Genomic DNA, 15,112 nt, shown 5'->3' on the forward strand with positions numbered 1-15,112 from the left:
GCTCCGGCGTTTCTCTCATTATCTACCGGTGTGCCGGGTGCCCCCTCTTGCGGCGGGGTGCCGGGTGCGCCTCCCCGTTTTCTTGTATCGAGCATAAGGAGCATAGTGGCCCGCACGAGCTCATTGTCCCGAGGTGTTCAGCAGGAGAGTACGTCCCGTCAGGGGTCTGTGATTCAGGGGCAGAAGTTGGGTAAGCGCCTGGCTTTTCTGTTCTTGTTTGCGGTGCTTTTGGCGGGTGCTGTGGCTGCTTCTTTGCTGTTCGGATCGAATAATCTTCCGCCGGATGAGGTTCTGGCTGTTTTTAATGGCACTGCTTCTGAGCAGGCGCAGACGATTGTGATGGAGCAGCGTATTCCGCGTACCCTGGTGGGTCTTGCGGCGGGTGCGGCGTTGGCTGTTGCCGGTTCGCTGATGCAGTCGCTGACCCGTAACCCGTTGGCTGAGCCCGGCCTGATGGGTGTGAATGCCGGTGCTGCGGTGGCTGTGATTGCTTCCGTGGTGGTTTTTGGTGTGATGGGTATTTGGCAGTACATGATTGCTGCGACGATTGGTGGCGCGTTGGCTGCGGTGCTGGTGTACACGCTGGGTCGTGGTCGTGACGGGTCGATTGTGAAGCTTGCGTTGGCGGGTGTGGCGATTTCTGCGGCGCTGTCGGCGATTGCACAGGGCCTGATTTTGGCTGATCAGGATGCGTATAACGAGTTCCGTGTGTGGGTTGCCGGTTCGCTGGAGGGCCGCGGTATGGATATTGCGTCGACGGTGGGTCCGGTGATTGTGCTGGGTGTGCTGGTGGCGTTCTTTGTGGCTCCTGCGATTAATGCTCTGAGTATGGGCGAGGAGGCGGCGACCAGCCTCGGCGTGAGTGTGCGTACGACCCAGAATTTGACGTTGCTGGCGGTGACGGTGCTTGCCGGTGCTGCGACTGCTGCGGTGGGTCCGATTGGTTTTGTGGGTTTGGCGGTGCCGTTTGTGGTGCGTGCTCTGCTCGGTAATGATGTGCGCTGGGTGAATTATGGTTCGGCGCTGTTGGGTCCGGTGTGGCTGCTGTGTGCTGACGTGTTGGCGCGTGTGCTGGTGGCTCCGCAGGAGACTCAGGTGGGTATTGTGGCGACTCTTGCCGGTGCCCCGGTGTTCTTGTTCTTGATGACTCGTCGTAAGGTGGAGGCTCTCTGATGTCGAATTCTTCCGCTCTTTCGATGGCGACTGCCACCACTTCCGCTAATCGTTCGGCGCGTCGTCGTGGCCGCGATTTGGGTGGCCGCCCGGTGCTGACTGTGCGCGGTCCTGTGAGTGCTCAGGTGCCGTGGCGTGTGCTGATCCTGAATGTGGCGTTGGTGGTGCTGATTGCGGCACTGGCGTTTTGGGGCATGTTGCAGGGTGACTACAAGATCGCCCCGGAGAAGATGATCCCGGCGCTACTGGGTGAGGGCAAGCAGATTACGGTGGCTTTCGCTCAGCAGCGTGCGGCGCGTATTGTGGCGGCGCTTCTGGTGGGTGCGGCACTTGGTCTGTCGGGTGCGATTTTCCAGGTGATTTCGGGTAATGCCCTGGGATCGCCGGATATTATCGGTTTCACGAATGGTGCCGCGACCGGTGCGCTGTTGCAGATTATTGTGTTCAATTCCGGCCCCGTTGAGGTTGCCCTGGGCGCTGTGGTTGGTGGCTTGGCTACCTCGGTGCTGGTGTGGTTGTTGACGCGCCGCACGGGTCTGCACGGTTTCCGTCTGGTGCTGGTCGGTATTGGCGTGGGTTCGACCCTGGCGGCGTTTAATTCGCTGCTGGTGGTGCGTGCTTCGCTGACTCAGGCGCAGACCGCGGCGTCCTGGCTTGCCGGTTCGCTCAATGACATCACCTGGGAGCGTACCTACGCGCTGCTGGGTCTGCTGCTCGTGGTGACTCCGCTGCTGCTGATGCTGGTCCGCCCGCTGGGCGCGATTCGTTTTGGTGACCAGGTAGCATCCGGTTTGGGTGTGAGCGTGAACGCGTACCGTGTGGCGGCTCTGTTCATCGGTGTGCTTCTGGTTTCGCTGGCGACCGCGACGACCGGCCCGATTGCCTTCGTCGCCCTGGCAGCACCGCACATCGCGAAGACTCTCGCCCGCAGTGGCGGGGTGGGCTTCACCTCCGCGGCACTCATGGGCGCGCTCATGGTGCTCGGCTCCGACCTGATTGGCCGTTTCGCCGTTCCCGGACGCATCATTCAGGTGGGTGTGGTGACCGGTGCGATTGGTGGCCTGTACCTGATTTACCTGATTTACCTCGAAAGGAAGAAGAGCTAGTGAACACTAGTGTGACGACCCGCCTTGAAGGCGAGAACATGGTGGTTGCCTACGGTGAGCATACGGTGCTCAACGGGGTAGATTTTCAGGTGCCGGAGGGGGAGCTGACCGTCATCCTGGGCCCGAACGCCTGCGGCAAGTCGACCACCTTGAAGGCTCTTGCCCGCGTGAACCCGCTCAAGAAGGGTGAGGTTCGCCTGGACGGCACCCCGCTGCCGCAGATGAAGTCCCGCGCTATCGCTAAGATTCTGGCGATGCTGCCGCAGACCCCGGAGGCGCCGAGCGGCGTGACCGTGGCGGATGTGGTGGCGCGCGGCCGCTACCCGCACCAGTCGCTGCTGCGTTCCTGGTCCGATGAGGACGAGCGAGCCTGCGTGGAGGCGATGCAGGCGGCGAACGTGCTGGAGCTTGCGGAGCGTCCCATTGAGGCGCTTTCGGGCGGTCAGCGTCAGCGTGTGTGGATTGCCATGACCCTGGCGCAGCAGACCCCGCTGATTCTGCTGGATGAGCCGACCACCTACCTGGATATCACGCACCAGATTGAGGTGCTGAACCTGACGAAGAAATTGCATTCCGAAGGCCGGACTGTAGCCGTGGTGTTGCATGACCTGAACCTTGCTTTCAGGTATGCTACTCATGTTGTGTTAATGAAGCAGGGCCGGATTATCGCTCAGGGTGATCCGCGTGCAATAATTACACCGGAACTTATTCAGGAAGTTTTTGACCTGCAATCGGTCATTATTCCTGATCCGTGCACTGGTACCCCTTTGGTTATTCCGAAGGAGAACCAAACAATTCATATTGCCGCTGACGCTATTTCGGCGGCCCGCGAAAGCAAATAAGTTTTCGCCCCTAAGCCGCGTGGGAGTTTGCGCCACCCGTCTCAGTACGGGTGGAAAAGCTCGGCATTGCGCCAAGCAGCGAACGCTAGGATCTGAGGGACCCAGGATCCCCTGCGCGTAGGGCGCCTACCCGGTGCTCGCCCGTCTTTGACGCATGAACGGAAACGAGCACTGGGTAGGTTCCATTTTGGGAACCCGCAGATGAGGCACCGAGACTGCCGCATGAGACCTTCACTGTTTGAAGGTTTGATGCACGGTCTCGGTGCCTCATCTCTTTTAACTTCTGAGCCGGGCTGGGATGAGCTGGTCTGGGCGGGGCTGGGCTGGGTTGCTCTGAGCCGGTCTGGGCGGGGCTGTGCCGGTCTGGGCGGGGCTGCGGCGGCTTCGTGCTTGGGTTTTAGCAGCGTGTGTTCGCTGTCATGAATGTCATCTTTTGGTTCTTTCGTTTTTCCCTTTGGCTGGAGTTTGGGTAAGGGATACCATAGAGTGAGGTAGTAGAGGCTAACTAACAATAATGCGCCTCCTCACCGATTCTCACCGATTGAGTGTTTCCACAGACCAAGGAGGAACCGTTGGGCGAGCACGAACCCACCGCGATCGTTCCCACGCAGAACGCTTCTGAACAAGCTGCTTCCGTGCAGCCGCGTACCGTTGCGCCGGCTGTGCGCCCGGCCCCTCCCAAGATCCCGCGCCCCGTACCGGCACCGCGCGTGGACAGCCCCCTCATCAGCGCCCTCATCGCCGAGGCGGTCAGCCCCGAAGAGCTGAACGCCCGCATCGTTGAGGTTGTCTCCGAAGGCACCCCCATCATCGAGCCGGTGCATCTTGACGACGGCAGCATCAGTGAGAACGAGCGCATCGTCACCTTCCTGTATCACAACGAGCAGGCGGAGCAGGTGCTCATGTTCATCAACCGCCTGACCGATGAGAAGAACCTGGACCGTTCCCTCATGGCCCGCATCGAGGGCACCGGATGGTGGCAGCTGAGCATGCAGATGGCAACCACCTGGCGTGCCTCCTACAACTTCTTGCCGACGCTGCCCGGCGAGCGCCCCGCCTGGCTGGGCGATGACGACCAGGTGCGCCTGCGCGCCGCCCTGGACTCCGGCGAGGGTGACCCGCTGAACCCCGAGACCGTGTGCAACCGCATCGGTCGTTGCATGGGTGTGGTGCAGCTTGAGCACGCGCCGGTGCAGGAGTTCATCCTGACTCAGGAAGAGATTGACGCGCTGCCCGCCCCCGAGTGGATGCAGACCTCTGACGGTCACCAGTACGTGCTCGGTCGTGTGGGGGATCCCGCCCCGGATGCGCCGCTGTTCATCCAGTTCGACGGTGAGATGTGGTTCAGCCAGGGTATGGAGCAGACCCTCAACCGCGCCCATGAGGCGGGCCGTATTCCGGCGATGCATGTGTTCTTCCTGCACTCTGGCGGCCGTGAGAACCGCTGGAAGGAACTGAACGGTGACAACCCGATTGCCGACTACCTGGTGGAGATTGCGTTCCCGCACCTGGAAGCGGTGCACGGCATTAAGACCGACCCGCAGAACATTGTGATTAACGGTCAGTCGCTGGGTGGCCTGTCCTCCCTGCTGGCGGTGCTGAGCCGTCCGGAGGCGTTTGGTGGCGCGATTGCGCAGTCTTCGTCGCTGTGGCAACCGCAGGTCATGGACCGCCTGGACGAGCTGGAGGCGGCGGGCGAGATTGACCGTCTGCGCCACCTGTACCTTGAGATTGAGGTGGGGGAGCAGGAGTGGGTTCTGGTGCCTCCTCACCGTGAGCTGAAGGAGCGCCTGGAAAAGCTGGGCCTGGAGAGGGCACACTGCACGACCTTCAACGGCGGTCACGATTATGCGTGCTGGCGCGGTGCGATTGTGCCGGCCCTGGAACGTATTATTGCTGCCAGCCGGAAGGCTGAACGCACTGAGCCAGGCTCTGAAGAGAACCAGCGAGAGATCGCTTAGGGCTCCCGTACGGGTAGAGCACACCCCGTATGGTGGGCGTGCGGGGTTCCCGTTAGGGTAAACACCGCCGCGCCCGTATCCTAGAGAAGTACAGCCTAAGAAGAGTGCAACACTACCGCGCCGCGAGGGGTACCGAAAGGTACCCGGCGTAGGTTGTGCACCCGCCCTCATTGACGAGATGGCATCACGCTGCGAACGCACGCAGCACGTGAGCGCTATAGAAACCGCAAACGACACAGAAATCGAGAGAAGATGACCGTAGAACGTAGCCCCCTGGCCCCCACACCGCTCATCCCCGAGTCTTTTGCCGCGAAGTACCGCGAAGCCGGCTACTGGATTGACCAGACCATCCCCGAGTTCCTGCTGGATGCCTGCCGCGCGAAGCCGCACTTCCCGGCGCTCGTGGCGATTTCGCACGCGCAGCTCGATGAGGACGGCAAGCCCCAGCAGATTCGCCTCTCCTACGGTGAGCTGGAGGCGGCAGGTCGTGCCGCTGCGGCGCGCCTCGTTCAGGCTGGCGTGCAGCCCGGTGACCGCGTGCTGCTGCAGCTGGGTAACACCGCCGAGTACCTGGTGTACCTGCTCGGTATTTTCTGGGCGGCGGCTCTGCCGGTGTTCTGCCTGCCGCAGCACCGCACCACCGAGCTCGTGCACTTTGCAACCCGCACCGACGCGGCGGCGCACGTGTTCTCTTCGCTGACCCCCGGCGCGGATTTCACCGCCCTGCACGAGGACGTTGCCGCCGAGCTGCGCAAGAACTCCCAGGAGCCGCCGGTCGCTATTGACGTTGCCGAGCCGCTGACCCCGCTGACCGACGAGGAGCTCGCTGAAGAGTTCGTGCCCGGCGTCGTTCAGAACACCGAGAACCTGCGCGCGAGCGAGCAGGTGGCGTTCCTGCAGCTCTCCGGCGGTACGACCGGCATTTCGAAGCTGATTCCTCGCACCCACGCCGCCTACCTGTACTCGGTGCGCGGCTCGGTCGATATCTGCAAGCTGAACAACAACACGACCATGCTCGTGGTGCTGCCCGCCGCGCACAACTTCACGATGAGCTCGCCCGGTATTCTGGGCGTCATGTGCGCCTCCGGCAAGCTGGTGTTTGCGGCGGATCCGTCCCCGCAGACTGCGTTCCACCTCATTGAGATGGAAGGTGTGACCACCTCCGCGCTGGTGCCGCCGCTGGCTCAGGCGTGGGTCGCCTCCGCGGAGAAGCGCGATGTGTCCCTGCCGTCCCTGCAGACCCTGCAGGTGGGTGGCTCGAAGCTGGCTCCGGCGGTTGCGGGCAAGATCGAATCGGTGCTCGGCTGCACCGTTCAGCAGGTGTTCGGCATGGCTGAGGGCCTGGTGAACTACACCCGCTCGACCGACCCGATTGAGATGCGTCTGAGGACTCAGGGCTACCCGATTAGCCCCGACGATGAAATTCTGATTGTTGATGATCAGGACCAGCCGGTTAAGCGCGGCGAGAGCGGCCACCTGCTCACCCGCGGCCCGTACACGATTCGCGGCTACTACCTGGAGGAGAACGCGAACCGCTACGGCTTCACCGAGGACGGCTTCTACCGCACCGGCGACATTGTGCGCCTGGTCGCCGGCAAGTACCTTGAGGTGACCGGCCGCGCGAAAGACCAGATTAACCGCAATGGCGAGAAGATTGCCGTGGACGAAATTGAAGAGCTGGCGCTGACCCACCCCGACGTTTTTGACGCCGTGGTTCTGGGCATCCCGGATGAGACCGTGGGCGAGCGCGTGGGCCTGGTCATTGTGCCGCAGGAAGGCGCCGACCTGGGCGAAAACCCGCGCCGCACGATGCACGAGTTCTTCACATCGAAGAAGCTCGCCGACTTCAAGATTCCCGAGCGCGTGCAGGTTCTGCAGGAGCTGCCCACCACGAACGTGGGTAAGATTTCTCGCCGCGAACTGCGCGCCAAGCTTGCCGAAATTTTCGGCTAAACCCTTTTCTGCTAAACCTTAAGCCCGTATTCCTACCCCTACTTGAGGAGAAAAATGTCCGCACTTGAGACCCTGCGCCCCATCATGGAGAAGTACATCGTCGAGCCCGACTCCCTGCAGACCGCTTTTGACGAGCCGACCACCGACCTGTTCTCGCTGGGCCTGGACTCGATGGGTTCCTTCGCGCTGCTCGATGATCTTGCTGCCGAAGGCGCCGTGATTGAGTTTACCGAGCTGGTGGAGAACCCGACCGTGGAGTTCATCGCCTCCCGCCTGGGCTAAGCGTTACCGCACCCCGAGTGCCCGCCTGCCGCAAATGCAGACGGGTGCCCGGGGTGTTTGCTACTCGCCTCGTTTTTCTTTGCGCAGGTTTTGCACCGTATTGTGTAGCTGCGTTTACCCCTGTCAGTGCACTTCTGTCAGTGCACATCTGTCAGCTTGAAGCGGCGAGGCAGTCGCCTACCTTTCACACCTACCTTTAACACACCGCATATCATCCCTAATCCAGACCTTTGAGAGGCCACCATGGGCGTAGCTGATACTACCGCACCCGATAGCTTCGGGACTGCTTCCGACCTTCGCACCGCCGCGACTGATCCCGCATCGCACAGCGCTGACAGTCCCTGGCTGCCGCTGACCACGAACGCGCGCGGCATCTACTTTGCCGCCGCGATTGACCCGACGAACCCCTGCTACAACACCGCGGAGGTTCTGCAATGCCCCGCGGACACCGACCTCGCCCTGCTGCGTGAGGCGCTGGTGCAGCTCTACCGCGAGAACGAGGGCTTCCGCGTGCGCACCTGCATTGCCGATGGTGCCGCCTCCCAGCAGATTCTGACCGAGGAGGCGTTCCTTTCGGGCATTGACCTGCTCGTGGATGAGGACGAGCTGAGCGGCACCGCCGAGGCGGGGGAGGAGAACGCCTCTGACCTGCCTGAATCAGCCCTGCCTGACTCTGATTTGCCCGCGCCGGTACGGGCCTGGGCACAGCGCCTGCTCGCCCAGCCCCTCACCACCGATGAGGGCGTGACCGTGCGCAGTGCAGCGGTGCGTTACGGCGGGTTCCTCTGGGTGTACCATTCCTTCTCCCACGTGGTTGCCGACGGGTTCGCCGCGTTCAACGGCCTCTCCCGCGTGGCGGCGATATACCGCGCCCTGTCCGCCGGTCAGCCGGTCCCGGCAACCCGCCGCATGAGCCTGCAGCAGCTGCTCGATGCCGACGATGCCGCCTCCACCGCCCGTGAAGAAGACGTCGCCTTCTGGGAGGCGAGCGGCGCCCTGGAACAGGAAGATACCTCCCTGGCGGGTCGTACCGCCTCCCCGTCGGCGCAGTCTGTGCGCCTGGCGTTCAGCATTGATGTGCCCACCCAGCAGGCCCTGCTGGATGCGGCAAAGCAGCACGCCGTCTCCTGGCCCGTGTTGGCGACCGCCGCCGTCGGCTCGTACCTGGCGCGTGTGGGCGGCTACCCGCAGGCTTCGTTCGGCGTGCCGCAGATGAACCGCATGTTCGCCCGCACTCTGCCGGAGGCGACCCGCGCCCTGGGCACGGTGAGCGCTCAGACCGGCTGTACCGCGGTGAACGTTCTGCCGGTGCAGGTTGCGGCGACCGGCCCCATCGCGGAGTCCCTGCACTCGGTGAAGGAGCAGTACGCCCGTAACGCCGAGCATCCGCTGGCTCGTCAGGAAGACCTCGAACGTACCGCACGTAACGCCCAGTCCAGGCTTTTTGGTGCGCAGATTAACGTGGTGCCCTTCGACGCGGTGCTGCCGCTGGCGGCCCCCTCCAAGGGCGGGTCCGGAGCCCCGGTACCGACCGCGCGTATTCACAATATCTCTGCCGGTCCCGTTGCTGACGCGACCTTCACCCTGCGCGGCATGCCCGGCCGCGGCAACAGCATCTCCTGCGAGATTGACATGAACCCGGCGCTCTACACCGCTAAGGAGCTGGAACATCACGCCGCCCGCCTGAGCGAGTGGCTGCCCGCCTACGCGGCGGAGGCGCAGCGCGAGGGCGCCTCCCTGAACAACCTGGGTCTGGCGACCGAGGCAGAACTGGCAACCCTGCGCGAGCTGACCGCCCCGGCGCTGACCGAGCACCCGCTGGAGTACAAGACCCTGCTGGGTCGCTTCCGTGACGCGGTGGCGGCGCATCCGCAGGCGCTCGCGGTGCTGGATTCTGCCCCCGCGCCCGGTGAGGTGCTCACCCCCGAGTCGGAGCGCGCCTACGTCTTTGACCGCGCCCTCACCTACGCCGAACTGGACGAGCGCGCCCGTGCGCTTGCCGCGCAGCTGCTGGACTGGGGCGTTCGCCCTTCCGATGCGGTGGGTCTGCGTGTGCACCGCGGCGCCGAGCAGTATGTGGCGCTGTACGCCCTGCTGTACGCTGGCGCCACCTACGTGCCGGTGCTTCCGGATCTGCCCGCCGAGCGTGTGGGCGTGATGATGGAGGACGCCGAATGTTCCCTGCTGTTGCACGGCCCCGGTCTGCAGCCGCTGAGCGCGGAGGAGCTGAACCCGCAGGAGCCTGCACGTCACGCAAACCTGCCCCAGCACACCCTACCGCAGCTGACCATCGAGGAAGCTGTACAGGCACCCGCCGCAGAGGAGCTTCCGGGCACGAAAACCGGCCTGGACGAGGACGCTTACGTGCTCTTCACCTCCGGCTCCACGGGCAGGCCTAAGGGCGTTGCCATCAGCCACCGCGCGATTGATAACCGCCTGCGCTGGCAGCAGCACCAAATTCCGGTGGGGGAGGGCGACCGCGTTCTGCACAAGACCCCCATCTCCTTTGACGTACACGTGTGGGAGCTGTACTGGCCGCTCGCCGAGGGTGCCGCCGTGGTCATTGCCGCCCCGGATGGTCACCGCGACCCCGCCTACCTGGCGCGCGTGATTGCCGAGCAGTCCGTCACGGCGGTGCACTTTGTGCCGACCATGCTGTCGGCGCTGACCTCTTCGCCGGCGGCGCGCCGCATCCTGGCTGATGCCGGTTTCGGGCAAGATCGAGAGCAGCCCCTGCGCTACGTGGTCTGCTCGGGTGAGGCGCTGCAGAAGGACCAGGTGCAGGCTGCGGGCGAGGTTCTGGGCGTGTACCCGCTGAACCTGTACGGCCCGACCGAGGCGGCGGTGGACGTGACCTTCTGGGAGACTTCCGGCGACCCGCAGCGTGAGAGCGTGCCCATTGGCGAGCCGGTCTGGAACACCGGCACCCTGATTCTTGACCCGACTGGCCACCCCGTGCCGGTGGGTGTGACGGGTGAACTGCACCTGTCGGGCGTGCAGCTGGCGCGCGGCTACAAGAACAACCCGCAGGCGACCGCGGCGGCTTTCGTGGAGCAGGCTCCTGCCGGTGCGCTCGCACTGCTGAACGGTGAGAGTCAGCGCCTGTACCGTACGGGCGATTTGGCGTGCTGGGAGATTCTTCCCGATGGCCGCGCCGTCATTGGCTACCGCGGCCGCACGGACTACCAGATTAAGGTGCGCGGTCAGCGCCTGGAGCTGGGCGATATTGAGATGGCTCTTGCCGCGGTTGAGGGCGTGAGCGCTTCGGTGGCCCTGTTGTACCGCGGTCTGCGTGAGCCTGCCCTGGCGGCGGTGCTGGAGGTGGGCGACGTGCCCGCCGAGCGTGCCGAGCAGCTGGTGGAGGCGGCGCGTGAGCATTGCGCGCAGGTTCTGCCGGACTACATGGTTCCGACCCTGTGGCATACTCTGCCTGCTCTGCCGGTGAGCCCCTCCGGTAAGGCTGATCGTAAGCTGTTGGCGTCCCTCGATTTGACCCCGCAGACTTCTGATGCTGAGGGTCCGCACGGTCTGCTGGAGCAGCAGCTGTGCTCGATTATTGCGGGCGTGCTGGGTCGTGAGCGTTTCGGCGTGGATGAGGATTTCTTCGCCTCGGGTGGTCATTCGCTGGCGGCTCTTGAGGTGATTGCCGCGGTTGAGGAGCAGCTGGGTCTGCGCGTGAGCATTGGTGCGCTGTTTGCGCATCCGACCGTGCAGGCTTTGGCGGCGTCCATTGCGGGCGAGCGCGGCGAGGGCGCGGAGTTCGCGCCGGTTCTGCCGCTACGTGAGCAGCCCGTTGTCCCCGATACTACCGAGACCCCCGCGCCGCTGTTTATTCTGCCGCCTGCGGGTGGTTTGGGCTGGTGCTATGCGGGGTACCTCTCGCATCTTCCGGCTCAGCAGGGTGTGTACGCTTTGCAGGCTGAGGCGTTCTCTGACCCGAATGCCGGGTTTGCGTCGAGCCTGCAGGAGTTGGCTGAGGGCTACCTGAAGCTGATTGAGAAGACTCTGGCGGAGCGTTCGCTGCCGCGTCGTTTTGCCCTGATGGGCTGGTCTGTGGGCGGTACTGCCGCGGTGCAGGTGGCGGCTTTGGCGCAGGCTGCGAGTGCGCAGGTTGAGCGCGTCATCCTGTTGGATGCGTATCCTTCGGAGCAGTGGCAGGGCGTGCCGGCGCCGGATGAGCAGGAGAGCTTCCGTGCGCTGTTGCGCATGGGCGGTTTGCCGGAGCCTGCCGCTGGTGAGCAGCTTGATTTGCCGGGTACGTTGGAGCGTCTGCAGAAGGCGGGTTCGGCGATGGGTTACCTACCGGAGGAGAAGTTGGGCGTGTGCCTGGGTAGTATGCGTGCTTCGGCGGCGTTGATGCGTGGTGCTGAGCAGGCGTTCTTTGAAGGGGACGTGTTGCTGGTGGGTGTGCCGCATGAGGATCAGCCGTACCTGGATGCGGCGGGTTGGGCGGCGCATGCGTCGTCGTTCCGTTCGGTGCTGCTGGAGGGTACGCACCCTGATTTGGTGAATCCGGCGCGTTTGGCGGAGGTGACCGGCCACTTCGCCGGCTAGCCTCACCGACACCCCAATAACTGGAGTAGCCCGGAGGTAATAGTCGTTACCTCCGGGCTACATCGGTTAAAACATGCGGTTGAGTTAAAACACGAATGCCCCCGGTTGATGAATCATCAACCGGGGGCATCGTTTAGCGTCTAACGCAGAACCGGGGTTCTACAGCTAAATGCTTAGTGCTGCTCCAGCTCGGAGTTAGCGTTCACGTTGAGCAGGTCGTACTTAGCGAATGCCTTCGCGGGAACGTCTGCTGCAACCTCGCCGCGCTTTGCCAGCATCTGCAGGGTGCGGACAACAACCGACTCTGCATCGATGTGGAAGAAGCGACGTGCACCCGGGCGGGTGTCTGCGAAGCCGAAGCCGTCAGCACCCAGGGTTGCGAAGTCGTTCGGAACGAACTGGCGGATCTGGTCGGGAACATCCGAAGCGAAGTCGGTGGTCGCGACGATCGGGCCAGCAGCGCCAGCCAGCTTCTGGGTCACGTAAGGAACGCGAGCGGGCTGGTTCGGGTTCAGCAGAGCCTCTTCCTCAGCGGCAATACCGTCGCGGCGCAGCTCGGTCCACGAGGTGACAGACCAGACGTCTGCGGAGACGCCCCAGTCCTCAGCCAGCAGCTGCTGAGCCTTCTCAGCCCACGGAACAGCAACGCCGGATGCCAGCAGCTGTGCCTTGGGGCCGGAGGTCAGCGGGGACTCGCTAATCTTGTGGATACCCTTGATGATGCCCTCAACGTCAACGTTTGCCGGCTCAGCAGGCTGGTGAATCGGCTCGTTGTACACGGTCAGGTAGTACATGACGTTGTGGTCTTCGTCCTTGGTACCGTACATCTGCTCGATACCGCGCTCCACGATGTGAGCGATCTCGTAGCCGTAAGCCGGGTCGTAGATCTTGAACGCCGGGTTGGTGGACGCCAGAATCGGGGAGTGGCCATCGTTGTGCTGCAGACCCTCACCGGACAGGGTGGTACGACCTGCGGTTGCACCGATGACGAAGCCGCGGCACAGCTGGTCGGCAGCAGCCCAGAAGCCGTCGCCAGTGCGCTGGAAGCCGAACATCGAGTAGAAGATGTAAATCGGGATCATCGGCTCGCCGTGGGTGTCGTAGGAGGAGCCCAGTGCGATGAACGCAGCGGTTGCGCCTGCCTCGTTAATACCCACGTGAACGATCTGGCCCTCGGGGGACTCGGTGTAGGTGAGCATGAGCTGGTGGTCAACGGGCACGTAGTTCTGACCGTTGGGGTTGTACAGCTTAGCCGAGGGGAAGAAGGAGTCCATACCGAAGGTACGTGCCTCATCGGGGGTGATGGGAGCGATACGGTGACCGAAGCCCTTCACGCGCATGAGGTCCTTCATCAGGCGGACGAACGCCATGGTGGTAGCAGCGGTCTGCTTGCCGGAGCCCTTCTTGGTCTGTGCGTAGACCTTGGACTCGGGCAGGATAATCTCAGGCTGGGTGTTTGCACGGCCGGGGATGTAACCGCCGAGTTCCTTACGGCGTGCGTGCATGTACTGCAGTGCCGGGTGGCTTGCCTCGGGCACGTAGTACGGCGGGTTGTACAGATCCTTCTCCAGCTCCTCGTCGGAGATGGGGATGTTCAGGTGGTCACGGAAGCCCTTCAGTGCTTCCATGGTGAACTTCTTGATCTGGTGGGTGGAGTTACGTGCCTCGAAGTAGGGGCCGAGCTCCGCACCCTTAATGGACTGTGCCAGGATGACGGTGGGCTTGCCCTTGGTCTCCATAGCTTCCTTGTAGGCTGCGTAGAGCTTCTTGTCGTCGTGGCCACCCAGGCGCAGGTTGAAGATCTGCTCGTCGGTCAGGTCTGCAACCAGTTCCTTGGTTTCGGGGTACTTGCCGAAGAAGTGCTCGCGGATGTAGCCACCGTCTTCGCCACGGAAGGTCTGGTAGTCACCGTCGAGGGTCTCGTTCATCAGCTGGATGAGCTTGCCGCTCTTGTCCTTCTTGAGCAGCTCGTCGTAGTCGGAGCCCCACAGGACCTTGATGACGTGCCAGCCTGCGCCGCGGAAGAATGCCTCGAGCTCCTGAACGATCTTGCCGTTACCGCGAACGGGGCCGTCCAGACGCTGCAGGTTGCAGTTGACGACGAAGGTCAGGTTGTCCAGGTGCTCGTTTGCAGCCAGCTGCAGTGCACCACGCGACTCGGGCTCGTCCATTTCGCCGTCGCCCAGGAATGCCCAGACGTGCTGCTCGGAGGTGTCCTTGATCTTGTGGTTGTGCAGGTACTTGTTGAAGGATGCCTGGTGGATTGCGTTCAGGGGGCCCAGACCCATGGAAACGGTCGGGAACTGCCAGAACTCGGGCATGCAACGGGGGTGCGGGTACGAAGGAATACCGTTTGCGCCCTTGGTCTTCTCCTGGCGGAAGCCGTCCATCTGCTCTTCGGTCAGGACGCCCTCAACGAATGCGCGGGAGTAGACACCGGGGGAGGAGTGACCCTGGAAGAAGACCTGGTCACCGCCACCGGGGTGGTTACGGCCGCGGAAGAAGTGGTTCTGGCCCATTTCGTAGAGGTCAGCCACACCTGCGAAGGTGGAGATGTGACCGCCAACGCCGATGCCCTTCTTCTGGGCACGCTGAACCATGATTGCTGCGTTCCAACGAATCCATGCGCGGTACTGGCGCTCGAGTTCCTCATCACCGGGGTACTCGGGCTGCTGGTCGACGGGGATGGTGTTGATGTAGTCGGTCTTGACCAGAGTCGGGACCTTAACACCCTTTGCGCCAGCCTCCTTGAGCAGTGCGCGAAGGATGTACTCTGCACGCTCGGTGCCGTGAGTCTTGATAAGGTCCTCGAGGGACTCAGCCCATTCCTGGGTCTCTTCTACGTCGATGTCCTTGAGGCCATCAAGAAGGGTGCTCAGGGAGTGCTCGTTCGGTACGTTAGCCAAACTAATCCAACCTCTCTTCTGTGCGGTTGTGTAGATTGTTCGCCGCGATGTTGCATTGTCGAACAATCTCTGCGTTTAAGCGCTATAGATCCGTGGGGTCTACTTCGCTACTTATCTCTACTATCTTAGACCTAAATGTGGGCTTCTTGGCATCAAACGAAGGTTTTTGTGATGTGGGTTTCGTGGCTTAGCTCTCTGAGCGAAAAATATGCGCATCAAAAGTACTAGTTAGGGTCTTTTTGTATCTAAATAGTGCGGAATGGTGGGGGTGGCGGAATGGCGCGGAATGATGGGGTATGACCTACCTATAAGGCCGAGGGTCGACATGGCTTGAT

Annotated in this window: 8 protein-coding genes; 7 read left to right on the plus strand and 1 reads right to left on the minus strand. The window is 62.7% G+C overall.

What is annotated here, in order from left to right; all coding sequences use genetic code 11:
- Positions 1-105: 105 nt before the first annotated feature.
- The 7 genes from LPB405_RS08010 (at position 106) to LPB405_RS08040 (ending at position 11,871) form a co-directional block, all read left to right on the plus strand.
- Positions 106-1,173 carry a FecCD family ABC transporter permease gene (locus LPB405_RS08010; protein WP_083303488.1) on the plus strand — a complete coding sequence of 356 codons (1,068 nt, stop codon included), beginning with the start codon at positions 106-108 and terminating at the stop codon, positions 1,171-1,173.
- Positions 1,173-2,279, plus strand: coding sequence for a FecCD family ABC transporter permease (locus tag LPB405_RS08015; RefSeq protein WP_219101133.1), 1,107 nt, complete (start codon positions 1,173-1,175; stop codon positions 2,277-2,279). The genes LPB405_RS08010 and LPB405_RS08015 overlap by 1 nt, the downstream gene beginning before the upstream one ends.
- Positions 2,279-3,121: an ABC transporter ATP-binding protein gene (locus LPB405_RS08020; RefSeq protein WP_219101135.1), complete on the plus strand. Its 843-nt coding sequence runs from the start codon at positions 2,279-2,281 to the stop codon at positions 3,119-3,121. Before LPB405_RS08015 ends, LPB405_RS08020 begins: the two co-directional genes overlap by 1 nt.
- Before the next feature lie 572 nt (positions 3,122-3,693).
- On the plus strand, positions 3,694-5,082 hold the full coding sequence (locus LPB405_RS08025) for an enterochelin esterase domain-containing protein (RefSeq protein ID WP_257604902.1): 1,389 nt from the start codon (positions 3,694-3,696) through the stop codon (positions 5,080-5,082).
- A 252-nt stretch (positions 5,083-5,334) separates the two neighbouring features.
- Positions 5,335-7,035 carry a (2,3-dihydroxybenzoyl)adenylate synthase gene (locus LPB405_RS08030; RefSeq protein WP_219101139.1) on the plus strand — a complete coding sequence of 567 codons (1,701 nt, stop codon included), beginning with the start codon at positions 5,335-5,337 and terminating at the stop codon, positions 7,033-7,035.
- A 54-nt stretch (positions 7,036-7,089) separates the two neighbouring features.
- Positions 7,090-7,317, plus strand: coding sequence for a phosphopantetheine-binding protein (locus LPB405_RS08035; protein ID WP_219101141.1), 228 nt, complete (start codon positions 7,090-7,092; stop codon positions 7,315-7,317).
- Between the two features lie 243 nt (positions 7,318-7,560).
- Positions 7,561-11,871: a non-ribosomal peptide synthetase gene (locus LPB405_RS08040; protein WP_219101143.1), complete on the plus strand. Its 4,311-nt coding sequence runs from the start codon at positions 7,561-7,563 to the stop codon at positions 11,869-11,871.
- 173 nt (positions 11,872-12,044) lie between these two features.
- Here LPB405_RS08040 and aceE read toward each other — a convergent pair whose 3' ends face one another.
- On the minus strand, positions 12,045-14,777 hold the full coding sequence (aceE, locus tag LPB405_RS08045; RefSeq protein ID WP_219101145.1) for a pyruvate dehydrogenase (acetyl-transferring), homodimeric type: 2,733 nt from the start codon (positions 14,775-14,777) through the stop codon (positions 12,045-12,047).
- Positions 14,778-15,112 lie beyond the last annotated feature (335 nt).

Source organism: Rothia mucilaginosa (assembly GCF_019334805.1).
Lineage (GTDB): Bacteria > Actinomycetota > Actinomycetes > Actinomycetales > Micrococcaceae > Rothia > Rothia mucilaginosa_C.